Annotated in this window: 25 protein-coding genes and 1 other RNA gene; 13 read left to right on the top strand and 13 right to left on the bottom strand. The window is 36.0% G+C overall.

The genetic code is table 11. From position 1 onward, the window contains the following. The first annotated feature begins 239 nt into the window (after positions 1-239). Genes Q0505_RS02810 through rsmD form a run of 3 tightly spaced genes read left to right on the top strand, consistent with a single transcriptional unit; the run spans position 240 to position 2,237 of the window. Positions 240-893, top strand: coding sequence for a hypothetical protein (locus Q0505_RS02810; protein ID WP_299208546.1), 654 nt, complete (start codon positions 240-242; stop codon positions 891-893). After that, positions 883-1,677: a DUF3822 family protein gene (locus Q0505_RS02805; protein WP_299208544.1), complete on the top strand. Its 795-nt coding sequence runs from the start codon at positions 883-885 to the stop codon at positions 1,675-1,677. The genes Q0505_RS02810 and Q0505_RS02805 overlap by 11 nt, the downstream gene beginning before the upstream one ends. Beyond that, positions 1,674-2,237 (top strand): 16S rRNA (guanine(966)-N(2))-methyltransferase RsmD, encoded by a 564-nt coding sequence (gene rsmD / locus Q0505_RS02800; RefSeq protein WP_299208543.1) that lies wholly within the window; start codon positions 1,674-1,676, stop codon positions 2,235-2,237. The genes Q0505_RS02805 and rsmD overlap by 4 nt, the downstream gene beginning before the upstream one ends. A 172-nt stretch (positions 2,238-2,409) precedes the next feature. On the opposite strand, the gene Q0505_RS02795 is transcribed toward rsmD, so the two are convergent. The 6 genes from Q0505_RS02795 to Q0505_RS02770 form a co-directional block, all read right to left on the bottom strand. Next, positions 2,410-2,664, bottom strand: a complete 255-nt coding sequence (locus tag Q0505_RS02795) for a hypothetical protein (protein WP_299208541.1) — start codon at positions 2,662-2,664, stop codon at positions 2,410-2,412. Between the two features lie 225 nt (positions 2,665-2,889). Continuing rightward, positions 2,890-3,200: RNase P RNA component class A (rnpB, locus tag Q0505_RS02790), an RNA gene on the bottom strand. 74 nt (positions 3,201-3,274) lie between these two features. After that, positions 3,275-3,577, bottom strand: coding sequence for a 2TM domain-containing protein (locus Q0505_RS02785; RefSeq protein WP_299208539.1), 303 nt, complete (start codon positions 3,575-3,577; stop codon positions 3,275-3,277). A gap of 5 nt (positions 3,578-3,582) precedes the next feature. Beyond that, positions 3,583-3,873 (bottom strand): 2TM domain-containing protein, encoded by a 291-nt coding sequence (locus tag Q0505_RS02780; protein WP_299208537.1) that lies wholly within the window; start codon positions 3,871-3,873, stop codon positions 3,583-3,585. 24 nt (positions 3,874-3,897) lie between these two features. Then, positions 3,898-5,226 (bottom strand): 2TM domain-containing protein, encoded by a 1,329-nt coding sequence (locus tag Q0505_RS02775; RefSeq protein ID WP_299208535.1) that lies wholly within the window; start codon positions 5,224-5,226, stop codon positions 3,898-3,900. Positions 5,227-5,239: 13 nt separating this feature from the next. Then, on the bottom strand, positions 5,240-5,872 hold the full coding sequence (locus tag Q0505_RS02770; protein ID WP_299208533.1) for a hypothetical protein: 633 nt from the start codon (positions 5,870-5,872) through the stop codon (positions 5,240-5,242). Positions 5,873-6,425: 553 nt separating this feature from the next. Here Q0505_RS02770 and Q0505_RS02765 point away from each other — a divergent pair. Together Q0505_RS02765 and Q0505_RS02760 are read left to right on the top strand one after the other, a co-directional pair. After that, positions 6,426-8,075, top strand: a complete 1,650-nt coding sequence (locus Q0505_RS02765) for a SulP family inorganic anion transporter (RefSeq protein ID WP_299208531.1) — start codon at positions 6,426-6,428, stop codon at positions 8,073-8,075. Positions 8,076-8,518: 443 nt separating this feature from the next. Then, complete coding sequence (locus tag Q0505_RS02760) at positions 8,519-10,219, top strand: T9SS type A sorting domain-containing protein (RefSeq protein WP_299208529.1); 1,701 nt, start codon at positions 8,519-8,521, stop codon at positions 10,217-10,219. 469 nt (positions 10,220-10,688) lie between these two features. Here the strand turns inward: Q0505_RS02760 and Q0505_RS02755 are convergent, their stop codons facing one another. Genes Q0505_RS02755 through Q0505_RS02740 form a run of 4 tightly spaced genes read right to left on the bottom strand, consistent with a single transcriptional unit; the run spans position 10,689 to position 12,717 of the window. Then, positions 10,689-11,231 carry a DUF4252 domain-containing protein gene (locus Q0505_RS02755; RefSeq protein ID WP_299208527.1) on the bottom strand — a complete coding sequence of 181 codons (543 nt, stop codon included), beginning with the start codon at positions 11,229-11,231 and terminating at the stop codon, positions 10,689-10,691. A gap of 4 nt (positions 11,232-11,235) precedes the next feature. Continuing rightward, entirely contained in the window at positions 11,236-11,772 is a 537-nt protein-coding gene (locus tag Q0505_RS02750; protein WP_299208525.1) for a DUF4252 domain-containing protein, read from the bottom strand. Positions 11,773-11,783: 11 nt separating this feature from the next. After that, positions 11,784-12,221, bottom strand: coding sequence for a hypothetical protein (locus tag Q0505_RS02745; protein WP_299208523.1), 438 nt, complete (start codon positions 12,219-12,221; stop codon positions 11,784-11,786). Continuing rightward, on the bottom strand, positions 12,208-12,717 hold the full coding sequence (locus tag Q0505_RS02740; protein WP_299208548.1) for a sigma-70 family RNA polymerase sigma factor: 510 nt from the start codon (positions 12,715-12,717) through the stop codon (positions 12,208-12,210). Before Q0505_RS02740 ends, Q0505_RS02745 begins: the two co-directional genes overlap by 14 nt. A gap of 466 nt (positions 12,718-13,183) precedes the next feature. Here Q0505_RS02740 and Q0505_RS02735 point away from each other — a divergent pair, with 466 nt between their 5' ends. The 6 genes from Q0505_RS02735 (at position 13,184) to Q0505_RS02710 (ending at position 19,540) form a co-directional block, all read left to right on the top strand. Beyond that, the gene (locus tag Q0505_RS02735) at positions 13,184-13,501 is read left to right on the top strand and encodes a heavy metal-binding domain-containing protein (protein WP_299208521.1); all 318 of its coding nucleotides are present in this window, start codon (positions 13,184-13,186) and stop codon (positions 13,499-13,501) included. 8 nt (positions 13,502-13,509) lie between these two features. Next, a complete protein-coding gene (locus Q0505_RS02730) occupies positions 13,510-13,956 on the top strand; it encodes a GNAT family N-acetyltransferase (RefSeq protein ID WP_299208520.1) in 447 nt (148 codons plus the stop codon). Positions 13,957-13,965: 9 nt separating this feature from the next. Continuing rightward, on the top strand, positions 13,966-15,030 hold the full coding sequence (locus Q0505_RS02725; RefSeq protein ID WP_299208519.1) for an NAD(P)/FAD-dependent oxidoreductase: 1,065 nt from the start codon (positions 13,966-13,968) through the stop codon (positions 15,028-15,030). 69 nt (positions 15,031-15,099) lie between these two features. Next, on the top strand, positions 15,100-17,067 hold the full coding sequence (locus Q0505_RS02720) for an endonuclease (protein ID WP_299208517.1): 1,968 nt from the start codon (positions 15,100-15,102) through the stop codon (positions 17,065-17,067). Between the two features lie 128 nt (positions 17,068-17,195). After that, complete coding sequence (locus Q0505_RS02715) at positions 17,196-18,911, top strand: glycoside hydrolase family 9 protein (RefSeq protein WP_299208515.1); 1,716 nt, start codon at positions 17,196-17,198, stop codon at positions 18,909-18,911. Next, positions 18,911-19,540, top strand: coding sequence for a class I SAM-dependent methyltransferase (locus tag Q0505_RS02710; RefSeq protein ID WP_299208513.1), 630 nt, complete (start codon positions 18,911-18,913; stop codon positions 19,538-19,540). Before Q0505_RS02715 ends, Q0505_RS02710 begins: the two co-directional genes overlap by 1 nt. Before the next feature lie 84 nt (positions 19,541-19,624). Here the strand turns inward: Q0505_RS02710 and Q0505_RS02705 are convergent, their stop codons facing one another. Together Q0505_RS02705 and Q0505_RS02700 are read right to left on the bottom strand one after the other, a co-directional pair. Beyond that, a complete protein-coding gene (locus tag Q0505_RS02705; RefSeq protein WP_299208511.1) occupies positions 19,625-19,924 on the bottom strand; it encodes a hypothetical protein in 300 nt (99 codons plus the stop codon). A gap of 97 nt (positions 19,925-20,021) precedes the next feature. Then, positions 20,022-20,495 carry a hypothetical protein gene (locus Q0505_RS02700; RefSeq protein ID WP_299208509.1) on the bottom strand — a complete coding sequence of 158 codons (474 nt, stop codon included), beginning with the start codon at positions 20,493-20,495 and terminating at the stop codon, positions 20,022-20,024. A 210-nt stretch (positions 20,496-20,705) separates the two neighbouring features. Here Q0505_RS02700 and Q0505_RS02695 point away from each other — a divergent pair, with 210 nt between their 5' ends. Both Q0505_RS02695 and Q0505_RS02690 read left to right on the top strand, forming a co-directional pair. Continuing rightward, positions 20,706-21,203, top strand: coding sequence for a hypothetical protein (locus Q0505_RS02695; RefSeq protein WP_299208507.1), 498 nt, complete (start codon positions 20,706-20,708; stop codon positions 21,201-21,203). A gap of 107 nt (positions 21,204-21,310) precedes the next feature. After that, positions 21,311-21,871 carry a hypothetical protein gene (locus Q0505_RS02690; RefSeq protein ID WP_299208505.1) on the top strand — a complete coding sequence of 187 codons (561 nt, stop codon included), beginning with the start codon at positions 21,311-21,313 and terminating at the stop codon, positions 21,869-21,871. Here Q0505_RS02690 and Q0505_RS02685 read toward each other — a convergent pair. Next, positions 21,843-25,541 carry a metallophosphoesterase gene (locus Q0505_RS02685; protein WP_299208503.1) on the bottom strand — a complete coding sequence of 1,233 codons (3,699 nt, stop codon included), beginning with the start codon at positions 25,539-25,541 and terminating at the stop codon, positions 21,843-21,845. The genes Q0505_RS02690 and Q0505_RS02685 overlap by 29 nt on opposite strands.

Here is a 25,541-nt window from a genome sequence, read left to right as displayed (position 1 = left end):
TCATAATTACTGTCTAAAAGGAAATTTGAAAGCTTTTGTAAAAGGATATCTTGCTTTATAGTAGGCGTATACGGGAAGTCTGTACACATGAGTTTATAAAACGAAGAAGGGTCTGTAGACATAAGTAGATATTAGGTGGGTTAAATATAACGAAGGAAAATATCTTAATATGTTTTTACGAATAAAAAAAAATTGTAGATTTGCGAGTATACGTAAACTAATATTAAAAACCTCTACGAATGAAAATTGTTCTGCAACTTGTACTTTGGGTAATCATAGGTGTATTATCATATTTACTTTTTAATGCCATCTATGGAGAAGTAAAATTTAATGAGATTAAAGAAAAAAGGTACAAAATGGCTATCGAGAACTTACGCGACCTGCGTGTTTCTGAAATGGCTTACAAAAAAGTAACTGGTACCTACCAAGCAGATTTTGATAAATTAGTTCGTTTTATAGATACTGCCAAGTTTACATTAACACAACGTAGAGATTCAACTGTACTAGATGAAGAGCAAACAAAAGCTTTTAAAGTTGATACTTATAAAGAGATTACGATCATAGATACTTTAGGTTTCAGATCTGTAAAGGATTCTTTATTTGGAGATTCAGATCGTTATAAAACAATGATCAATGTTCCTATTGAAGGAGCAAATGCTAAATTTGAAATTAAAACAGGTACTATCAATAAAAGTAATATTGACTTCCCTGTATTTGAAATAAAAGTACTTAAAGATGTACTTCTTTATGATCAGCCTAGAGATTATGTCACTAAAGAAAAGCAAGTAATTTCTGTAGATGGTGTAAATGGAGATGCCCTTACCGTAGGATCTCTAGATAAAATAACTACTAACGGAAACTGGCCGAAGAGTTACGGTGCAAATGACGAATAATAGTCAATTACATACCATATCAAAGAAATTGTCCATCCAAGTATGCTTAGATGGACTTTCTTTTTGCACCCAAAATGTTGCTACAAAAGAGGTCATTACCTATAAAACCATCACGTTTGAGCAAAAAGTAAACCCTGCGACATTATTAGGAGAAGTTACTTCCATTTTTACTACCTATCCTGAATTACAGGAATCGTATAAAAAAGTAGAAGTAATTTATATCAATCACTTATTTACGCTGGTTCCTGAGGCTGTGTTTGATCCTGAAAAGTTAACGGATTATTTAAAATTTAACACCAAAATTCTGCCAACAGATTTTATTGCCTATGATCGTTTGGATACACAAGAGATCATTACGGTATACATTCCCTATGCCAATATCAATAATTTCTTTTTTGATACCTTTGGCGCTTTTGATTATTACCACGGGATCTCACTCTTTATCAAACATACGTTAGAAAAAGAAGTACAGGATGTATCGCCTCGAGTCCATATTCATGTACATAAAAATAGTTTTGATCTCATAGTGACTCATAAAAAGAAACTACTGCTTGCCAATGCGTACGACTTCCATTCAAAAGAAGACTTTATGTACTATACTCTATTTACGCTAGAGCAATTAGAATTAAATCCAGACACCGTAGCGGTTATACTTACAGGGCATATACAAAAAGATGATCCTATGTATGGAATAGCTTATAAATACATACGTCATCTGAAAATCAAAGAAAACCTAACAAGTATAATTCCTGTTAGCGATTATATTTTAAGCACACGTATATGACACGAATTATTTCTGGAAAGCATAAAGGACGTCGTGTAAAAGCACCTAAAAAGCTACCTACACGTCCTACGACAGATATGGCAAAAGAAGCCTTGTTCAATATCATACGTAGTCAATACCATATCAGTTCATTAAACGTCTTAGACCTCTTTGCAGGTACAGGAAACATAAGTTATGAGTTTGCTTCTAGAGGATCACAGAAAATTGTCGCTGTAGATTCAAATTACCACTGTGTACAATTTATCAATAAAACAGCAGAAGAATTTGATTTTGAGACCATCCAAACAATCAAAAGCGATGTCTTTAAATATTTAGAACGTGCATCTGGAACCTATGATATCATTTTTGCAGATCCACCGTATGATATTCCTTTGGAAGAATTTGAAAAAATAGCGAAGCTTATTTTTGAGAATCAATTATTAGATCCTGACGGGACCCTTATTATAGAACACAGCAAACAGACTAAAATGGATCATGTAACCCATTATGTCGAAACCCGGCATTATGGTGGCAATGCTTTTAGCTTTTTTGTATGGCCAGAAAGTGATGAGGAAGAGTAAAAAATTAGAAGATTTCTGTTGAATTCTTTTTTCGCTTAAAGCGAAACTATATAAAGTTATTACAGAAAAAGAAAGTTCATATAGTCATAACATACGAACTATTATAAAATTAAAAAGGATGCTGTTATCAAAAACAGCATCCTTTTATCAAGTTTAGTGTAATTATAAATGCCTAACTTTCTTCTTCGCCTACAGCTTCTGTTTGTGTTGTTACAGATCCTGTACTTGAATTACCATACACTGGCTTTTCGTTTCTTAAAATATCGATGACTCTTGCAAAATTCTCTGCATTCATATATGGCGTTTCCTCTCTATTGCCTTGAAATGTAGTAAAGTAAAACTTTCCTAAATCGATTTTTGGATCCCAAAGCGCTTGATAGCTTGTCAGTTGTGTCCAAGTTGTTGTTCCTTGTGCGTAATTTGGCATAATTTATAAGTGTTTTAGTGAGATAAAATTGTCTTACCAACAATTCTGATGCAAAACTACGATGAGGCTACAACTTTTTTATGGGGTAAATGTCCCTTTTTAGGAAGTTTAATACCTGAAAATGATGTAAAAAAAATTAGAAACTTTGAAACTAGTTAAAAAAGCGGAATGAATTCAACTTACAATGTTGAGTGTGTCTTTCGGACTTCTCAAAATTGAGTTTTATTAAAAAGCAGGTCTATAAGCCGGATTCTGTATTACACGAATGTAACCCTTATCATTTATCTAGGATGCTTATTACTAAACACCTCCATCTGCCTACCCTCCCACAACGCGCGAGTAGCACTTAACTGCGGGTATACTTGACATTGCACCGCATAGAGTTTACCTGGTTTCACTACAGCATGACCTGTACATTCTTTCTGTTGCACTTGTCCTACACTGAAACAAGTTCAGTGTGACGGCCGTTAGCCGCTATGCTACTCTATGGTGTCCGGACTTTCCTCTTATAAAAAAGCGATAAGGCGACCTGCTTAGGCAAAGGTACAATATAAATTGAGGGAACTTCACCATTTTTAAAATGGATTTAAAGCTATTTAATGAGGGAAAACTAGAAACGATCTTCATCCATAAACTCTCTAAGTTTACGCGCTTCCCATCTATGGAAAGGCCTAAAACTTCTAAAAGCGACAAGCCCGTGAAGTAAGAGTCCAATACCCCAAGGAATAAACCCAAGAAGATTCATCCAATGATTATCAGAAAAGCAAAAGAAGCAAAATGTAAAATTAAAAAAAGGTCCGACTATAGACAGAAGAATCACCATAAGATACGTAGCTAAATGCCAATAAAAACCTTGTATACGTTTTACGGCATCTTTTGCTCGCAAGTATTTCAGATCGTTTTCTTTTTCCATGATGGTTAATTATTTTCTTCTTTATCTATAAATTCTTTGATTTTACGATCTTCCCAATCCCTACCAAAAAAAGCGGTTTTAGTGAATACTTTATATCCTTTAAAAGTGAGCCCTATCCCCCAGCCTAAGGCAGGCCATAAAAACCACATATACGACCAATTATTAAAATAGAAATTAATACCAGCTAGTATAGCCATAAACAGAAAGTAACTCATCAGTTCGCCATAAAACTTCTTTAGATCTGCTACCCGTTGCTTTGCACGTTCGTATTTATCACGTTTTTCTTCTGGTGTCATCGTTCAATTATTTTATATGATTGCTTAAAAATCATCGTCGTTCATTAATTCATCAATCTTTCTGTTTTCCCAAGATTTATTGAATATGGGGTTCCAACCAAAGGTTTCAGCCGCATGACCTATCACTCCCCATCCCCATCCACCTATAGGAAATATGGCCCAAGGAAAAGACCCAGAGCGTGCATTTAGAAAAATAAACACAGGTACCATAATCAAATAAATGGTCAGATGGATATAAAACCCTTTAAGCTTCTCTACCTTCTCTTTAGCTCGTTTATACCGTTTATCTTCTAAGTATTCTTTTTGCTTTGGTACAAACGCTTTTTGCTCAATAAGCATCGGAATGGCTATTTCAAAGATTTTTCCATCATTTTGAATCCGTACGTCTGCATCTGTCAGTAATTGATACCGCTGTTTAATATTGTATAACCCTACCCCACTACTCTTCTTAATCACTTGCTTCGCTTGAATATTATTCTTGACAACCAGTCGATTCCCATCTTCATAAATCTCAATATGAAGTTTTTTAGTAGGAGTTACCATATTGTGCTTGACGGCATTCTCTAATAATAATTGCAGTGATAACGGCACCACTTTCAATTCTGGATTGGACGTATGATCAGGAATATCTACAATAATACTATCCTCAAAACGCATTTTGATTAAATTCATATACGTTCGCGCAAACGTAAGTTCTTCATCTACAGGAACCAGTTCTTTGTTTTTTTGCTCTAACACATAGCGATATACTTTGGATAATGATGTTGTAAATTTCTGCGCTTGTTTTGGATTTTCTTCAATAAGGCTTGCAAGGACATTCAGACTATTAAACAAAAAGTGAGGGTCCAGTTGATTTTTAAGTGCATCAAATTTCGCGGAAGCGGTTTTAGCAATAATCTTAGACTGCTTGACTTTACGATCCTGTGTATTTTTCCAATAATAAAAAGCATAAAAGAGTCCTGTAGAAACCAATGCAATAATAGACGAGAGATAATAGTCTCGTAGTCGTTCATTCTCCAAAAACGTTTCTAATGGGACTTCTGTGAGAACTACCTGTAAGAAAACACGGATTAGAAACACGGTAATAAATGTTGCCATTACACCGCTTAAAAGTCCAATAACAATGTTACGGGTTTTCCAAAATTCAGCGCCATAGCGATCTAAAAACGCTCTAAACACATACATGTTTACCAGGTAAAGTGCTACAGAAAACAGCTGATTCTGAAAGAAGAAATCAACAACATTACTTCCATACCAAGGGTTTCCTAATAAGTACATGATAAGCCCATGTACAAGGAAAATAACCAATCCTAGCACAAATGCTTTACCAAACTCTCTTAGTATATTTTTCATGTGAAATGCTAATCTATTTATTACATTCAGCATACGCTTCTTGCGCACGATCTAATCCATAACTAGGATGGAATTCTGTCTCAGGTTTAAAGGTAGCAAAAAGATCTATGGCACGTTTTATTTCTTTACAATACGGTGTGGTGTCGCTTCCAAAATAACGTGCAGCCCCCATATCCCACTCGGCTTTATTCAAAATGAATATAGGATTCTCACGTTCGGCGGCTTGTGCTTTTGCATACAACTCAGATACTTTACCAGAATATTTCATACCATATTTAGCACCATCATAGGCTACCCAAACAGTGTATAACTGTGCTTGCATCTGCTTTGCATACGGATTATCCTTGTCTATAGTGAGCATATTATTAATATGTTCTTGTGCTTTGTCAAGATTCGGTTTTAAAGTAGCTTCCGTTTGATCTTCCCAGGTATTCCAGCACTTCAACACATAGATTTGCGCTGTATAATAATCAGGAAGCCATTGTTCCTCTTCGGCAGCGGCAATACGCTCAAAAAGGTTGGCTGCTTCATCTAGTTTATTTTCGTTCCAAAGTTCAAATGCTTTGCCCATTCCTTTCTCATAAGCGCTTTGCGAATTTCCTAAAGTAGCTATGCATAAAAGTGCTAAAGTGATCATTGTTTTCATAATTGATTGTTTTTTGATGCTGTAAAAGTGAGGTTTTACACGCTTTCGCGAAAGCAAAAGAAACCCAACTGTCATTTTTAACGACTGAATTGTTAGTTAGAAAGGAAGATGGAATTTATAAGTAGCAAGTTTTTGTATTTGACTTTTTGTGGTTTGGCATTTGTTTGATGCTGGATGCTGGGTGCGGGAAGCTAAAAATCCCCATATTTAAGAAAATCTATACTCTATTCTCTTTATTCTATCAGCAAAGCGATCTTTTTGAAAATTTGATTTTTTGTGGTTTGGTATTTGTTTAATGCTGGATGCTGGATGCGAGAAGCTAAAAATCCCCATATTTAAGAAACTCTATGTTCTATTCTCTATATTCTATCAGCAAAGCGGTCTTTTTGAAAGCTTATATTCTAAACACTTTTTAATTCATCTGGTATATGCTTTCGCGAAAGCGGACTTTTCATACAAACATAAATCTCTCGAAAACGCTATCGTAAAAACAAAAGGTTCTTTTAGGGCTTCATGATAGAATAACATACCTTTGCAAGCTTAAAATTTACACATGATACAACGCCTATTTAAAAACTTTACCTTTAACCCTAAAGATGATATCCTCTCTGGGCTTACCGTAGCATTGGCTTTAGTGCCGGAAGCGGTTGCTTTTGCTTTTGTGGCGGGGATTCCTCCGTTAGTAGGTCTATATGGCGCTTTTATGATGGGGATTGTCACAGCGCTTTTTGGAGGTCGCCCAGGAATGATTTCTGGAGCTACGGGTGCGATGGCAGTGGTCATGGTGTATATGATCCAACAAGGAAATGAAGTAGGTAATGCGCTGGCAACTCCTATAGAAAATCTAGGACTACAATGGTTGTTTATTACATTACTCTTTGTGGGGGCGATACAGATTACAGCTGGAATATTTAAACTAGGAAAGTTTGTACGTTTGATTCCACATCCTGTCATGATGGGATTTGTAAATGGACTGGCGATTGTCATCTTTTTATCTCAATTAAAATTATTTCCAAGTTTGGGAACAGAGGGGATTTCTTTCTTAGATAATACAGGAGATTGGTTGACTGCGGTCTTTTCCAATAGTGCGTTATGGATTATGATCGGATTTATCTTACTTACCATGGGAATTATGTATTTCTTGCCTAAAATCACTAAAAAAGTACCTGCGGCTCTTGTTGCCATTGTGGTGGTTGCTTCAATTGTGATTTTTGGAAAACTAAATATGAGTACGGTTGGATCGTTTATTATAGATAGTGGTGGTACTGGATTAGAAGGTGGATTGCCTACATTTCAGTTTCAGATTTTTGGATTATTAGAAACCTTAGAAGGACATTGGGGGTTGATTGTTTCGACCGCTTTTATACTAGCTGCTGTGGGTCTTATAGAATCGCTAATGACATTAAATCTTATTGATGATATGACCGAGACACGTGGAAGCGGGAATCGTGAGTGTGTGGCGCAAGGAAGTGCTAATATCCTAAATGGTTTATTTGGTGGTATGGGAGGTTGTGCTATGATTGGACAGTCTATTATTAACGTAAATTCTGGTGGACGCGGACGTCTTTCTGGAGCCGTAGCTGCTGTAGCCTTATTATGCTTTGTCCTGTTTGGGGCTCCGCTTATTGAGCAAATCCCTATTGCTGCGCTTGTGGGTGTGATGTTTATGGTCGTGATCGGAACTTTTGCTTGGTCTAGTTTTAGAATCCTTCATAAAATTCCCCTGGCAGATGCGATTGTATTGATTGCCGTGTCTGCGATTACAGTTTGGAAAGATCTAGCGATTGCTGTAATTGCTGGGGTTATTATGAGTGCATTGGTATTTGCTTGGAGAAATGCAACGATGATTCGTGCGCGTAAGAGTATCAAGGAAGATGGTACCAAAGTATATGAAATCTGGGGACCCTTATTTTTTGGATCTATTCAAAACTTTAATGCCAAGTTTGATGTAAAAAATGATCCTGATAGAATAGAAATTGATTTTATAGAGTCTCGTATAAATGATCACTCTGGCATAGAAGCATTATATACTATTGCAAATAAATACCTAGATGCAGGAAAGCAAATAAAATTAACGCACTTGAGTCCAGAATGTAAAGCGTTACTTTTAAAAGCGAATCCAAATTTTGAACAGGTTATAGAAAGTGCTGTAGACGATCCTAGATATCATGTGGTCACAGATCTTTTGGATACAGAAGTATAATTCTGATAAAAAATAATTGTAAAAGCCTCAAATAAGTTATGCTTATTTGAGGCTTTTTTATATGCTATCATATCTTAGTTTTTCAGGATTAAAAAATGAATAACTTTTTATTGATAGTACGTATTTGCCATATTTTAAAAAAGGATTTTTCTTACTAAGAAAAAATAAAATAGTATATAATTCTAACAATTAGATTGCTGAAAGATTCACTCATAAAAATTCTAATTTTGTCCTCCTGAACTCTCATTTTAACTAGACATAGAAAAATTGACAAGTGTAAAATCCTACAAAATATTTTTGAACACGCAAAAACACCTTATAAAACCCTACACATACACGTATTATAAATAGGGGCAAATGCCCCTATTTCATATCAAAATTGCAAGTGATAGATTTTTTTATGTAGATTTGTATATAATTATCTCACTAAAACAATTAACATAATGAAAAAAATTACTCTCAAGAGTGTGGTTTTCTCCGCACTTTTAACTGGGTTTGTAGGTTTCGGTCAAGGAACAGGAACTACAAACACTTCAACCGATTTTCCAACAGGTATCCAAAACAACTATGGTGTTGAAGACACACGAGGAGCATCAGTCCCTTCTGTACTTGTTGCTGGTTCTCCTGGGAATCCAGATTGGCTTCTTGATGTAGAGGCAAAATTAGACGGAACAGGTCTTGTTGCGGCTGATACTTTCCTTACAAGTGGTGGTACTCCAACATTAGCAGAACTTCAATCTTATGATGCTGTTTTGATATTTACAGATGCTGGTGCTGCAGATCCTGTGTCTTTTGGAAATAATTTAGGACAATACATTGACGGAGGTGGAGCTGTTGTAGATGCAACATTTACGCCTAATGTTTCTATTACTGGAGGATTTACTGCCTATGAGTTATACTCTATGTCAGGACAGTCTAACGGAGCTAACTTAGGGATAGGTACTATTTTAGAGCCAGGTCACCCTACTCTAGATGGTGTAACAAGTTTTGACGGTGGTACAGCTTCTTTCCATAATACTGGAGGAACTATTGCTGGTGGAGCGACTGTAGTTGCTGAATACACTGATGGTTCTCCTTTTATTATTGTTGATGATAATGTAGGTCCTGCAAATACAAGACGTACATTTCTTAACTTCTATCCTCCATCTATTGATGCGCGTGATGATTTTTGGGATACCACTTCTGATGGTGCCTTAATTATGGCAAATGCATTACGTTGGACAGCTAACTTTAGTGATGGACAAACGGTACTTGTTGTTGGTGCTCCTGGAAATCCAGATTGGATTTTAGATGTTGAAGCAAAAATAGAAGAAACAGGTACGCTTAGTGCAGATACATTCTTAAGCAGTGGAGGAACTCCATCAATTGCTACACTTATGGCGTATGATGCTGTATTTTTATTTACAGATGCTGGTGCTGCAGATCCTGTTGCTTTAGGTAATGTTTTAGAGCAATATATTGACTCTGGAAAACCAGTCGTAGATGCTACTTTTACTCCTAATGTATCTATTACAGGAGGTTTTACTCAGTATGAGTTATATTCTATGTCAGGACAATCTAATGGTGCAAACTTAGGAATAGGTACTATTCTAGAGCCAGGTGACCCAATCCTTACTGATGTAACTACTTTTGATGGCGGTACTGCGTCTTTCCATAACACTGGAGGAACGATTGCTGCTGGAGCAACTGTAATTGCTGAATATACTGATGGTTCTCCATTACTTATTAGAGCTAGTAATGTAGGTCCTGCTAACACAAGACGTGTTTTCCTTAACTTCTATCCACCATCTATCGATGCGCGTGATGATTTCTGGGACACAACTTCTGATGGAGCTCAAATTATAAGAAATGCATTATTATGGGCGATCAATGGTGTCGTACTTAATGTTGACGATAATCAATTAGGTATAGATATCTCTGTATTTCCTAATCCTGCTCAAAATGAGTTGAACATTTCTAACACATCTGGTGTTTCTATAGAAAGAACTCAAATTATTGATATGGTAGGTAGAATCATTACTACCATTGATGCAAGTGATGCTACAAACAGAACTATAAATATTTCAAACCTTACTACTGGTATTTACTTCTTACGTTTAGAAAGTGCTAATGCGAGTAGTGTGATCAAATTTATCAAGAAATAAATAAGCTTGATCTCGTTTGTAATACACTTATAATTATACAATTTAAACCCTGCCATTGGCAGGGTTTATTATTTTTATTACTACACCTTCTCTTTTAAACATTATAGAAAAAGTTTTCATTGGTTTTTTAATCGCTTTCGCGAAAGCGGATTTAATAATGATTGTATAAGAACATCAGCCTATTGTTTATTAGGAGTAAAAAGCATATAAGATTCATAAAAATATATTTTAAGTCATTTTATTGGTAGTATCCTAAATCTAAAAGAGTGTTGATGTTTTTTTACTACTTATTAGTACCGTAGTCAAACCAAAAAAATCAACTGTATACATTTCGTTGATATCAAAATCTAAAATGCGTATGGTTTCACGATATAACATAAAAAAAACCTCGTCGCCAAACGAGGTTTTTAGTGTTTAAACATTTTAAATGTAAGTTGATATTGATAATATCTTGTTGTACTCTTTATTGCTAATTAAAAACGTCCATAACGCCATCAAATTGAGAGATATCAATATCTCCAGCTTGAATTGTTTTGGCAAGGCTTGACATATCTGCAATATTCATATCGTTTCCTAATAAACGAGCTATGACAAAACCTTTAGAATCTTGTGATGCAAATACAACCACCTCGTCTATAGCATCTTCTTCTCCTCTAAAATAGAGTTTCATATTTCCTTGATCTGAAGTAATTTTCATTAATTCTTCATAGTCATCGCTGGCTAAGATCGCAGTCACTTTAGCTATTTCTGCTTCAAATGTAGCTGTTGTCCCATCCTTTAAAGGATACGCCATGATATTAATCTTACGTACCGTTTTAAGAACTTCTTTTTGTTTTTCGTCTAATACTTTTGAATCCTTACTTATTAAACTTGTAGGTACATCTACTAAAATGAAGTCTGAGTTTTCTTGATTAGCTACATAATACTCTTGTAGTGTCTCACCATTTTTACAGCTTATAAGGCTTGTGGTAGCAAGTAAGACGATTGCTATACTCTTTATTATTCCTTTCATGATTTTATCCTTTTTTTGCTTTATCTACATCCTTAAGAGCTTCACTTCCTTTAAAGTTTAACTCTTGAGCTAATTTTGAAATTTGTTTCAAATCAATGTTTCCTGTTACTTGAAAGAATACGGTACGATTTTCACCTTCAATCTCTCCATTAAGAAACATCACAAACTCTTTTACATAATCGTCACTACTACCTGGCTTATAATAAAACTTTACATTTTTACCATCGTCTGTAGCTCTTAATAATTCCTCAAGACTAGAAGAAGAAACATAACTCTTCATGGTCGTGTTCATTTGTGAGGCTACATCTTCTTTTGTGGTTGTAAACATTTTTACATTCTCCAGATTGTTTACTAATTTTATATAGGATTGCATTTCTGGATCTGAAGAGTTGAGATCTACTTTACTTAATAGTTTGAACATTTTTTGATTCATCACCATAGACGAAACTCCTTTTACAGATTCAAACTTGTCAAACTGATTTTGCGCGACCATCGTTATAGATGATACTAATAATAACGCTACAATAATTATTTTTTTCATTTTTAGATTTTTTATTGTTTAAAAAAATTGCTGGTTGTTGTATTAAATTCATTGACTGCCCCCAGCTGTGCAGTGCTTTCGTTAAACATTTTGCTCATTAACCCTAGCGCTTGTTTGGTTTTAAGTATCCCTTCTTCTTGAGAAACATTTCCTTGATAAACATCACTTGAAGAATTTATTTGAGTGGCAAGTCCTATAAGAACAACTGCTACTGCGGCGACTCCAGAAATCCAACCATACATTGGTTTCTTTTGCTTTGGTAACTGTATTGGTGTAGTATATACTTCTTGAGATGCCTGAGTAAATGCAGTAAACATAACTACATAACTCTCTAAATGAGGTGCTACGTGATCACTTGTAAAATACGTACGTAACTGTTTTTCTTGTGCGAGTGTCGTCGCTCCCTCAAAATAGATTTCCAGTAACTGCTCAACTTTATTGGATTCCATAGTTTTGTTTTTTAATTAATGCTTCTCTTATGGTTTTTCTAGCCCGTGATAATGCAACACGAACTGCTGTTTCATTCATTTCTAGCATAGCGGCAATTTCTGAATTGTCAAATTGTTCTATGTCTCGTAATTGCAGTATTAACTGCTGTTGTTCGGGTAGGTCTTTCATTAATTTATATACCCATTCTACTTCGTTGGAAGCATCTATTTGTCTACCAGTATTGCGAGAATGATCTTCATAATTGCTATGAACTATTCTAAGGTTATTATTCCTTTTGGCCTTTAATGAGTCATAACAGTAATTTTTTGTCATTGTCATTGCAAACGCTTCGACACTTCGGTATTGCTTCATTTTAGATCTACGTGTCCACAAACGCAACAACACTTCTTGAGTTGCATCTTGTGCTTCGTCTTCAGAAATCAATAATCGTTTGGCCACACGATAGATCTTATCTTTAAACGGGTTAACAAGAGTGATGAACGCTTTTTGATCCATTGTATTCATTTCGGTTAGTTATTAGGGAGACGAGTACTCATATCTTTTGTTACAAGGAACTGTTATTTTTTAATACTAAAAAAATGATTCCTATTTTTATAAGGTAAAAATCTCCTCTAAAGTATGACTCAAAAACGTCTATGTATAGCTGTATAAAAGATTACAAAAAAAATAATTTTTAATAGCTCATCCTAAAAATAAGTATTTTAAGTGCTAACTAAGCATCCATCAATTATCCTATGTCTATTAAAAATCATTTTCTATTTCGCTTTATCACATGCTTTCTACGCTACTTATTATTCCATTAATGGATCGTGGCTATCATTGGATACAAGAATATCCGTTTAATAGATAAGTGTATATTTAAAACTTTTATGAGGGTTATATACGCTTTCGCGAAAGCGTAAAAAGAAGCAATCCCTGTAACAACATGATAATATCGATACTAATAGCCTAAACACGCAATATGATTTTAACAACCACCAACAGTATAGACGGAAAAGTAGTGACTAACTATCTAGGAATTATCGTCGGCACCACCTATAGTTCAAATTTTACGAGTAAAGGATTTTCTTTTAAAGATATGTTCAATTCCAAGAAGTATTATGAAAACTATGAGAAATCACTAGAACAAGCAAAAGAAGACGCTTTTGAAAAACTAAGAGCACAGGCACAAGAAAAACAAGCCAATGCCATTATAGGGGTTTCTATAGATATTGAAATGATGAGTACCACGGGAGTAACGATGATTTCTGTTGTTGGTACAGCCGTAAGAGTACAATAAGCCGACACATGACTTTTATAAGAACGACAGCTGCGCATACCGATTTTAAAATGTTGGTACAGCTATTAGATAATGACCTTGCTCGACGAGATGGTGATGAACATGCGTTTTATCATCAGTTTAATACTATTGACTCCTTAAAACATTGTGTTGTCTTGTATCAAGAATCAAATGCTGTAGGTTGTGGAGCTATCAAAACATACAACCCAACTACGGTAGAAGTCAAAAGAATATATATCATAGACTCTCAAAGAGGAAAAGGGCTAGCTACACAGGTGTTGACAAATTTAGAATCTTGGGCAAAAGAATTAGGCTATACAAGATGTGTATTGGAAACTGGCGTACGACAACCTGAAGCCATTGCTTTATATGAAAAGAATGGGTATGCACGTATTCCTAATTATGGGCAATATATAGGCGTAGAAAACAGCGTGTGTTTTGAAAAGCTTTTATAGCTTTGAGGCATGAAGAAGAATATTCTTATTATTGGTGCTGGATTAACAGGGCTTTTACTCGCCTATCGACTCAAGAAACAAGGTATTCCTGTGACGGTTTTAGAAGCTAGAGATCGGATAGGAGGCCGTATCCATACGCATCTTTCAGATCGAGAAACGCCTATAGAAATGGGGGCTACTTGGTTAGGACAACAGCATACCGCTTTAATTGAACTACTTCAAGAACTCCAAATTCCCATATATCCACAATATACAGAAGGTACCGCTTGGTATGAACCGATGGCTAATCAAGCACCACAAGAAGTGATGTTGCCTTCCAACGGGAGTCCAAGTTATAGAATACAAGGTGGTAGCAGTGCATTGATTGAACAACTAGCGCAAGCTTTAGAAAAAGACGAATTATATCTCAATACTAGTGTCACACATATAAAAGCACACGATAATGTTATAGAGGTAATTACTAAAGATCAAACCTACACGGCTTCAAAAGTGGTATCAACCTTACCTCCTAATCTATTGGTAACTGATATACAATTTTCACCTGAGCTACCTGATACGCTTACTAGTATTGCCAAGAAAACACATACTTGGATGGGAGAATCTATTAAGTTTGGGATTTCCTACCCTACTCCTTTTTGGAAAAAACGTAATTGGTCAGGAACCCTATACAGCAACGTATTTCCAATTACAGAAATGTATGATCACACAACACTAGAAAATGGTAAGTACGCCTTAAAAGGTTTCTTAAACAACGAATTATCGACAGTAACAAGAGAAATTCGGAAAGAAAACGTGTTCGCACAGCTTCAACGTACTTTTGGAGAAGAAGCCCTAAATTACCTTTCATACAAAGAAACCGTTTGGAAAGAAGAAGCTTTTACCTTTACTCCTTACGAAAACTTTGTGTTTCCTCATCAAAATAACGGACAGGCTATTTATCAAGAACTTTTCTACAATGATCGATTTTATGTAGCGGGTTCAGAAACTGCTTCACAGTTTGGCGGGTATATGGAAGGTGCGGTGCAAAGCGCTCAAAAATGTTTTGAACATATCATCAAAATTAGTTTTGTCTAAAGCGCTGTTTGTTGAAAAAACGTAACAGTTTGTTCATATAGAAATACAGGATTCCACGTACCTTTGCGTATGCGCACTTATCAACTTATCCTAAGCGCTTGTTTAGTATTATTTACATATACTATTCAGGCTCAAATTGTTATTAATGAATTAGATTCTGACACTCCTAGTACTGATACCATGGAGTTTATAGAATTAAAGTCAGACACCCCTCAAATGTCTTTAGACGGCTTTGTCTTGGTTCTTTTCAATGGCTCCACTAGCGGAAATGACTCTAGTTATTTTGCTTTAGACCTCGATGGCTTTACAACAGATATTAACGGAATATTCTTAATATCTAATAACGATGTGTCCCCCATTGGAGATTTTATCATATTTGATAGTACCATTCAAAACGGAGCAGATGCAGCGGCTATTTATCTAGGAAATGCATCCGATTTTCCAGATGGTACATTAGCAACAACAACCAATCTTATTGATGCACTCGCTCACGACACCAATGATGCAGATGATACTTTATTATTAGAGTTATTAGGTGGTATTGTACAAACCAACGAAGGCGAAAACGGCAACCAGACTACAGAATCCATACAGCGTGATAATGATGGATCCTATTTTGTAGCAACACCTACACCAGGCGTTCTTAATGATGGTTCTGGTGTTTTTATCAACGGAATTGGCTTTACAACACCTAGTGATCAATACAATGAAGGTGACTCTTTTGACATTACATTTACAACACAAGAAGATCTTACAGAAGACCTGAGTTTTACGATTTCTCTTTCGAATGGTACATTTAACACGGCAGATTTTTCTGGAGCTACGATGATCACCATTCCTAATGGATCCAATACAGCAACGACAACTATTCAACTCATAGATGATACCGATGATGAAGGAGACGAAGTCTTACAAATTACCTTTGGCGAACTTCCAGATACCTTTTCAAGACTGAATGATAATAACCAAATCCGTGTGATTGATAATGATTTTACCATGGCGGCATGGGGAACTCCGCTTGAACCAACATTTGGTCAAGTGGAAAGTACACAACCTGAAGGATACTATGATTCCATAGATGGTCTTGCGGGTGAAGCCCTTGTCCAAGCCATACAAAATATTATTGCAAATCCAGATGTGGTCAGAGCACAAACGTATGCAGATGTGATTGATATTTTAAAAGAGGCAGATCAAAGTCCGTTAAATAGCAACCAAGTCTGGCTTTTATATACAGAGCAACAACGCCCTAAATTAGATTTTCAAACCTCTGGCGGAAGTAATGCTGGACTTTGGAATAGAGAGCACACTTACCCAAGATCTCGTGGTGGATTTAATGATATTGATTTAGACGAAATAGCCGATGGTATTGACATTTTCTTTGAGACAAAAGCAGATTCCTTACGTCACGCCAATAGTGACGCTCACGGATTACGTGCTACTGATGGTCCAGAAAATAGTGCACGAGGGAATCAAGATTATGGAGAATATAGCGGTCCTGAAAACAATCAAGGAAGCTGGCAAGGCGATGTGGCAAGAGGAATTTTCTTTTTAACCATTCGCTACAATGGTCTTGAAGTTGTTTCTGGAAACCCATCCAATGATACTGTGGGTGCCTTAGGCGATCTTGATATTTTACTAGATTGGTATCGCAATGACCCAGCAGATGATTACGAACTCAACAGAAATAACATCGTTCATACCTGGCAATTTAATAGGAATCCGTTTATAGACCTTCCTGATCTTGCCGAATATATTTGGGGAGATCTCGTGGGCGAAGTCTATAATCTTCCATTAAGCACAGATACATTTGCCGCTCAAAATATTCGTTTATATCCAAACCCTGCACAAGATCAAGTAACCATCCAAGCGCCTAATCAATCAGGAACCTTAACCATCTATACGATTCTAGGACAGGAAGTGGCAACAACAGCTTTTAATGGAATCACACAAATTCCATTAGCACTTAGCTCAGGAATGTATCTCGCACAGATTAAAACTAGAGAAGGTACTCAGACATTACGACTCCTTGTGAAGTAGTATGGATGTTTAGTACGATTTCAAGGAGAAAGTATCGACGCAGAAGTTTATGCTGAGCCCAGTCGAAGTACGAAAGTGTAAACGATAGGGGTTAAAATTGTATCAAGTACTTTTTAAAACGGATCATTATGTATCTTTATGGGATGCGACACCTCCTTTTACTACTAGCCGTTTGTGTTATTATATCTTCTTGTAAAGAATCATTACCAGAATACAACACCACACAAGCAGATGCGATTCGATTGAATCAAATAGGATACTATCCCAATGCATCTAAAAAAGCCATTATTACAGAGCCTGTATCCACAACAACTTTCTATCTCATTGATCAACAGACAAAAGAAAAGGTATTTGAAGGAAACCTTTCCGATAGTCTCACGTGGAATCTTGCTGGCGAAACCGTTCGCGTAGCAGATTTTTCTGAATTTACAACCACAGGAAATTATAATCTCTATATAGATAATTTAGGATACTCCTACCCTTTTGAAATTAAAACTGCTGTGTTAGCTGACGCCTTTACAGCGAGTGTAAAATCATTGTATTATCAACGGGCAAGTATGCCATTAGAGCAAAAATACGCAGGCGTTTGGGCTCGTAATGCCGGACATCCAGATACGACTGTGACCTTTCATCCGTCTTCAGGACGTATAGGTACGATCGCTTCGCCAGGTGGTTGGTATGATGCAGGAGATTTTGGGAAATATGTGATCAATGGTGCTTTTCCATTAGGACAAATGATGACGCTTTATGAGCAATATCCGTCAGTGCTTCCTGATCAAAGCCTGAACATTCCAGAAAGTGGAAATACCATTCCTGATATTCTCGACGAATTCAAATATGAACTCGATTGGTTACTCACCATGCAAGATGATAATGGCGGAGTATTTTTTAAATTAACCACCAAAAGCTTTACAGGCATGACACTTCCTGAAAAAGGACAGGCAGAACGTTTTATCATAGGAAAAGGGACAGCGTCAAGTTTGGATTTTGCCGCAGTCACAGCAAAAGGATATCGACTTTTTAAAGCAATCAATCCTGCGTATGCAGATCGTTGTCTCGCTTCCGCGAAAAAAGCTTGGGAATGGTCAAAAGCGAATCCTGATATTGCCTTTTCAAATCCAGAAGATATCGTCACGGGAGAATATGGCGATGGAAACTTTTCTCAAGAATGGTATTGGGCTGCTGCCGAATTATATCTAAGTACAGGAAGTCAAGAATACGAAAGCTATCTTAAAGAAAACCCCATTAATCTTAGCACGTATAAAGGTGGAAGCTGGAATACCTATATGAAATATATTGCTGCTTTTGCACTCATTGATCAATCTGAAGATGCTACCCTTGTCAATTCGTCAAAAAACAATATCATTCAAGCCGCAGATCAATTAGTCGCATTAACCAATACCAATGATTATTTTCAACCTATTACCGTATTTAATTGGGGTTCTAATAGCGATGTGTTGAATGCCGCTATGATCATTGCGCAGGCATATCGGATCACTAAAAAACCAGCATATCTAAGAGCTGTACAAGAAATCACAGATTATGTTTTTGGTAAAAATGCCATAGGGTATAGTTTTATTACGGGATATGGAGATCAAACGCCTATGTTTATTCATCATAGACAAAGTGCAGGAGATACTATCGAAATGCCTGTACCTGGTTTTATTTCAGGTGGTCCAAATTATGCAAAACAAGATCAGAATGATGTGACGTATCCAGAAAACACATCGCCTATGAATTCTTGGGTAGATCAAACACCAAGTTATGCCAGTAACGAGATTTGTTTAAACTGGAACTCGGCTGCTATCTATGTCTTAGGTTTTTTAGAGCAAGAAAGTAACTAGTGGATCAGTATCAAGAAACACATAACACGTGGAATAGCGTCGCAAAACGCTATGAAGAAGCCTTTATGGATTTAGAAATCTATAATGCATCCTATGATCGTTTCTGCGAATTGATTGCAAATGATAAAGCGTCTATTCTTGAAATTGGCTGTGGTCCAGGAAATATGACCAAATACCTCTTAGACCAAAAACCACGGTATCAAATCTTAGCAACCGACGTGGCTCCTAATATGATTGTATTAGCCCAAAAGAATGTTCCAAAAGCAAGGTTCCAACAATTAGATGGTAGATATCTGAATACGATCTCAGAAAAATTTCACGGAATCCTGTGTGGCTTTATACTCCCCTATCTCTCTGCGATGGATACGATACGACTTGTAAAAAACGCTTATACACTACTCTATCCAGAGGGTGTTTTATACCTCAGCTTTGTATCAGGAAATGATAGAGATTCTGGTTTTATAGCGAGTGCTACAGGAGAACGTACTTATTTTTATTATCACAATGTCGCTATTCTTCAAAAAGAACTTACCAAACTAGGATTTCAAATCATAGAACAGCTCGAAGTACCCTACAAACGTTCAGACAAGATAATCGAACTACATACGATATTGATCGTTCAGAAGTGATATAACACTATGTACTCTAATAACTCAAAGCATCTGTTATCTATAGATAGCAGATGCTTAAGCAATACATCTTTCTTTTTGAGTTTATACAGTTGTAGAATCTTTTGATTTTGGAGCTGGTGTTGGAATTGAAACTTCTAATGTTTTTAGTTCTTCTTTTGGTTTAAATGGATTTGAAAGACTGCTACGCCCTAAAATATATCCCGAGATTCCTCCAAGAAGAGCAGAAATCTCTTTACCTCCAAGCACCTCCGTTATTCCAAATAAAATAATAGCTATAATAATAGAAAATATTGTAATAAATTGTAATCCTGAATCTCCAGTAAAAATAGATTTACGTATCTGATCATCTCTGTTTGCAACAATAAAGAAACCAACAATCACAATACCTACTAAGAAGGCAAACGACCAACTAATTTGTTTTTTAAAGTTTTGACCTACATACGAAGTGTTATTAAGTTCTGTTACTTTGGCACCAACACTAGATAATTGATCTGTTTTTTTTTAGAACATTTTGTACTTTATTTTCTATAATACGTCTAAACCCCTCTGAAACACTCATAGATTCTAAATCTGAGGAGTCAATATTTTCTGTTTTTCTAAGTTCTGGAAGAATAATTTGTGTTTTAATTTCTTGTAGACGTCTTTGTTGTCTTTCATAATTTGCAGTAATTGAACTTGTTGTTTCTCCAGATGCATGTATTTCTTCATAATTTTTTAAAAGCTTTTCCAAACTTGCTGAACGTTCTAATTCTGTAAAAAGACCACTAATTTCATACATCATCCCATACATATTGGAGATAAGTTCTAAGCGATCTTCTTCTAACTCATGTAAATCATTAGGCAATACTATTCTTTCACTAGGTAGAGTGGTGTTTGTTACAATCTGCCCATAGACTTGGCTATTAATAGAATATAAAAATATAATAACTAAAAAGGGTAATAGATTTTTCATGATAAAGGATGTTAAAGATTAAAAATCAATCTAAAGACTCTATCATCTATAAAAGCAGGTATAAACCCCTGTTTATAATTCTCGAAAAATAGAAGTAAAAAAAGTGTCTATAAAAATATTTATACCATTTCATGTATTTTAGCTTGTCAACAAACCTATATACCAATGAAAGCCTTTACTCTATTTAGCATGTTTTTAATAACTACTTATATGTTTTCACAAAAAGAGGGACAAACTTTTTGTGAGGTATATGAAGAAGACAGCTACTTTCCTATCACCATAAAAACAAAGAAAATTTTATGGAAGGACACTTATTATATGGAGGAAATTATTGGAAAGAAAACAAGAGAAGGCAAAGAATATGTAGAATATGCCCAGACTTGGGAAGAGGGAACTGTAAGTTTTATGTATCTGAGAGAAGAAAATGGTGTGATTTATCAATTTGAAGAATGTTGTGATACCGAAACCATACGATTTGATCCATCCTTTACAAAAGGCCACACTTGGAAAACCGCAGATCAAAAAGCTAGGTATACCCTACTGACGTTTGAAGAAACTCTTAAAACTCCCTTTTGTAATTATGAGGATCTCATCGTTATCAAATTGGAAGCAGGCACGTTGGTATATAAATTCTACTACAAAAAAGGATATGGGTATGTTGGCACTAAGCAGGAAGGAATTCTGATCTCTGGTGTGGCGCCCTATTAAAATGTACTAAGTAAGTTATCAATATTATGAAAGACATATAATTGTCCAAAAAGTATATCAACTGTAAAATATGTAACTAATTTTCATTTTGTCACACATATAATTATATGGATTTCTATGTCAACATATTTAAAAACATCGCATCTAAAGAACAGGGAGCTTTTTATTTTTCAGACAGTGATCTTGATATTGGTGGCGGACTATATAGCCCGAATGTAGTATTTCATTTGAAAATCCCATATAAGCATCATCAAATATCTATCATTAATAAAATGGGAACTTCGTATGTTGGCATCTATTCTTGTGTACTACCGCTTTCATTAAAAGCTCCTGACTTTACTATTAATACAAAAAGTCATCTATCTACCCTGTTTTCTACAGACAAAAAGGATCGATTCAAAATAGTAACACATCATAGGAAATTACAAACTTTTCTTGAAAGAAGCACTTCTTTAAAAGCATTGAACACCATTGCTAAGGATACCGCTTTTGAGTCTTATATATGTGGGAGAAATTCTACAAATGAATATGAACTTAAGATTGAATATCATTTACAATTTGATAACTGGACACAAGTTCTTGAGCCATTAATTGCTTTTCAAAAAGAGCTTATAACTCTTTTTGAGAGTAAAAATTATACTATAAGCGTACACCAAAACCAAAATTGATCCGCAGTCCGTCATCAGAGTTAAAAGCGCCAAATTGCCCAGAAAGTATATCGACTGCATTGATCCAGAAGCCACCTCCTAAGGAATTGTGCCAGATATCACTATCTTCTCCATCAAGCCATACACGACCCACATCGGCTCCTCCAAAAATGCCTATTTGAATAGGCAACAATCCTGTCTTAAAACGATTAAAACTATATCTAAGATCTGCACTCCCTGCAATGGCTGACTCTCCCGTAAAACGCTCATTTCTGAATCCGCGCAATCCATTACGAGCACCTAAGGTTGCTCCTTGATAAAATTCAAACGAATCTCCTATATTAAACTGCCCTTGAACCTTTGTTTTGAGTACCAGTTTTTTATTTCGCGAAAGCGCATTATAAAAACCAAGCGTAGGCGATACGTAGCCATAAATACGATCTGTATCTTCTAGATTTACTTTAGATCCAACTTTAAGTAAAAACTCCATTCCTTTGGATGGGTTTGCAGGGTTGTTTGCACTTAAAAATTCGTACGATCCCTCAACTCCAGCAAAAAACTGTGAGCTAAAAATTGTAGAGTCATCATCAAATGCTTGTGTGATAAAACGTCCGTCATTATTTTCTATTTCAATACGTTCTACTTTGGTAATAAGTCCTAATCTACTTCCGTAATCATTGTCTTTTACAATACCAAAATGTACTTCGTTTATACCCGTTCTAACACGATTAAAATCAAAATCTAGCTCATCATCCATATTGACACTTTCATTACCAAAACCGAAGAAGTTAAGTGCGAAATTTTCACTTGTAAAGCGTGCCCCTATTTTAAGATTCCACAGCCCTAATGAGTTAGCAAACTCACCGTCATAACTAAGATCAAATCCACTTGTAGCGAAAAAATAACCTGCTTTAAATACGTGCTTTCTATGGTAAGGATCATTTTTAAACCCCTTTATGGTATAGGTGTCCAGAAGTCCGATACTAATCCCATCATCAGGATTAAAACCTATAGATGGGAGAATACTATTCACATTGGTAATCGTTTTATTAAAGTCGTAAGTATTATTTGTATAAATATTAGATCTTTTAAAATTTGCACCACCTTTTTTTACAACAGTATTCGGTTTTGTTTTATGATCGTATACTTTAAGACGACGACCGTCATCTATGGTATAAACATCGTTGTTTTGACCTCCTATAATTCTCATAAAAATAGGTTTCTTTCCTTTTCCACTTACGTGAAAGGTGTCATCGTCGTCTAAACCATACACCCATATTTCTTTGGTTTCTTTAGAATCTACTAATCGGTCTATAAAAGGCTTCATTACTTTTCCACCTTTAATACGAGAAACTTGAATACGTGTGCCGTTTGCTTCTCTCGTGATTTCAAAATGATCGTCTTTATCAGTTCCTTTAATGACTACAAGTTTTGAAAGTTGGTCAAAGTATTCTGATGCGATATCAAGAAGATTCTCTCGACGTAGTTTAAGCGATTGTTTTACATCCTCAAGCTTCTCATCCTGTACCTCTTTAGGAAATTTTAAAAAAGCCTCATCAATGGCTGCATCACTTAGGTTTTCTCGAATAAAGGCTGCTTGTGCTAGCCAATCTTTGCGAGTCGCATTTGGAAGCAAGGCAATGTCGAGTTTGCTCCCTGCTATATTCATCCATTCGATATTTTTTAAGTCAGGCCCATACGTTTGGAATTGTCTTGCAGGCGGTATTAAAGCTTTTGCAATCGAAAGTAAAGTGCCATCATAATTTGAAAATACCTGATCTCTATCTCTTGGGATAGGTTTGTAAACTTTACGATCTTTAGTATCAAAACGTGCCCAGCGCCACTGATCTGCGTGTCGATCCCAATCTCCGATAAGCATATCAAACAAACGTGCTCGTATATAGGAAGACTCATCTAACTTATATTCTTCATCATCGCGAAGGTTTTCTAGTAAATCTGATGTACTTTCAATCTTGTCAGGGGTTCCAAAAGAAGGTACGTCTATAAATCCATCATCTGGACGCTCTTCTATCACATAGAGTTCATCTCCATAGTCTTCGTTATACTTTCCTAGTGCGGGATGTTTTGGCATCCACACCAATTCTGGATTGGTATGATATACATCAATAGCATCGGCTAGTGTACCTACAGCTAGGGTTGCATACGGATGACTGGAAGTATAAAAGTCTAGAATCACGTCTTCTGTAAAGGTGTCTCTAAACTCTTCTTGTATAAAATTGTCTTTAAACACGACGGACTGTAAGAACTGAACCGCACTTTTCTTAACTGCACGTAAGGCAAAATTTCTTCCGTCGGGATCTACCAGACGTAATGAACGTGTTTGATGTCCTCCTCCTTTTCTATCAATGGTAATACCACCTTTGAGCGTATCTAGAGTCAATACAGGTACTTTTACTTTTGTCCCATATACCGATCTGTAATGATTTCCCCAAAGTTTTTTAAATCCATCACTTTTATCTACTTCTTCTTTTGAATAAATAGAAGCTTCTGTATACGGTTCAAATTGTGAAGGAAGACCGCTTACATCATATTCAATATCTTTATCAAATACCTTTTTTTCAAAGAGCAAAGCAGGCTCACCGTTCACAGCAGAGTAATAGCGAACTTCTGAAGCGCCATCTTCATATATATCAAGTATAGCAAATCCTTGTCCGCCATAGGCAAATAACCCATCATTACGTAAACGTGCCGCCGACTTTTTTGCACCCGCACCACTTACAATCTGTTTGATACCATCATGCTCTATATACTGGAGGCTATGCTCATGTCCAGAAACAAAAATCACTTTATTGGTATCATAAGAAAGTGTGGCGAGCCTGTCCATAAGTGCCGTATATCGCTTATTCACTTTATCCTGTATAGAAACCCCACCTTGACCACGTACTTGTGTTACTAAGGAAGCAAGACCTGGTAATGGAATATTTGATTGAAAAGGAAATAAATGTTTCTCTATCGCAAAAGCTCCTCCATGAATCCCATTGGTATACATAGGATGGTGCATCGCCACAAGAATGGTTTTCTCATTGTTCTTTTTGAATTCACTTTCTATCTCCAGAAAAAAGTCTGTTCGTGTACGAATCTCACACTCATCATTCATAGTTGGATTTCTATCCCAATTTTCTAAATACCATTGTGTATCTATGATAATAAGTTCAATCTCATCAGAAATAGAGATAGATTCTATAGGACAGCCATTTTCAGGTTGGAAAGCTTCCTTGTCATTTAAGGCATCTTCTATAAATTTTTCTTGACGCTTTAACCCATTAAGTCCTTGACTGTACCAATCATGATTTCCAGGTATAAAAACGACCTCTCCTTTAAAGCCAGAAACGGCATCTACTTGCGCCTGTAATTTGTGTTCTGCAGCTTCTCTTCCTTTCCCACCTTCTACAGGCAAACCTTCAGGGTAAATATTATCTCCCAGAAAAATAGTGTAGTCATTCTGAGTTTTTGCCGTATCTATTACTTTTTTAAGGGCTATTAAGGCATCTGTACTCCCGTTGGCTTTGGCACCACCGGCATCCCCTATTAAGTAAAAAGAAGTTGCTGGTATACGCTTTCGCGAAAGCGTACTTTGCCCTTCTACCTCTGCATATTGAGGTGCGTACGTAGCACAACCGAATAGGAAAAACAGAAATAAACTATAAACAAGTGTATATTTTATCTTCAT

Source organism: uncultured Dokdonia sp. (assembly GCF_937910895.1).
Lineage (GTDB): Bacteria > Bacteroidota > Bacteroidia > Flavobacteriales > Flavobacteriaceae > Dokdonia.
This window is presented reverse-complemented; position numbering and strand designations above follow the sequence as displayed.